The organism is Streptococcus sp. CCH8-H5 (assembly GCF_001556505.1).
GTDB lineage: Bacteria > Bacillota > Bacilli > Lactobacillales > Streptococcaceae > Streptococcus.
The window spans coordinates 1-909 of sequence record NZ_LSIZ01000157.1 but is presented as its reverse complement, the minus strand read 5'-3'; the positions used below and the strand labels follow the sequence as shown (position 1 = coordinate 909).

The 909-nt window shown below is 49.7% G+C and carries 1 protein-coding gene; it reads left to right on the top strand.

Going from position 1 to position 909, the window contains the following annotated elements; genetic code table 11:
- A partial coding sequence (locus tag AX663_RS10870) for an Ig-like domain-containing protein (protein ID WP_231724236.1) occupies window positions 1-909 on the top strand: 909 nt, incomplete at both ends.

Sequence of the window (909 nt, the reverse complement as noted above, 5' to 3'; positions counted from 1 at the left end):
CAGATGCGGCAGGTAACACATCAGACGCAAGTGATCCTAAAGTGGCGACAGACACTACAGCCCCAGCGAAACCAGTAGTGAATACAGACCTAACAGGAAAAGCCGGCACTAAGACTCCAGTTGAAGTCAGTGCAGAACCAGGTTCAACTGTTGCTCTTTACGATAAAGATGGCAACAAGATTGGTGAAGTGACAGCAGGCGCAGATGGCAAAGCTACCATCACGCCAACCGTTGATATTTCAGTAGGTAATGTAACAGCCAAAGCGACAGATGCAGCGGGTAACACATCAGACGCAAGTGATCCTAAAGTAGCGACAGACACTACAGCCCCAGCGAAACCAGTAGTGAATACAGATCTTACAGGAAAAGCAGGCACTAAGCCATCAGTAGAAGTAACTGCAGAACCAGGCTCAACTGTTGCCCTTTACGATAAAGATGGCAACAAGATCGGTGAAGCGACAGCAGGCGCAGATGGTAAAGCAACCATTACGCCAACTGTTGATATTCCAGCAGGGAATGTGACAGCGAAAGCGACAGATGCGGCAGGTAACACATCAGACGCGAGTGATCCAGCGAAGGCAACTACAGGCGCTGATACAGAAGCGCCAGCGAAACCAGTTGTCGCTACAGACCTCACAGGAAAAGCCGGCACTAAGACTCCAGTTGAAGTCAGTGCAGAACCAGGCTCAACTGTTGCCCTTTACGATAAAGATGGCAACAAGATTGGTGAAGCGACAGCAGGAGCAGATGGTAAAGCAACCATCACCCCAACTGTTGACATTCCAGCAGGCAATGTGACAGCAAAAGCGACAGACCCATCAGGAAATACATCAGACGCAAGTGATCCTAAAGTGGCGACAGACACCACAGCGCCAGTGAAACCAGTAGTCGCTACAGACCTTACAGGTA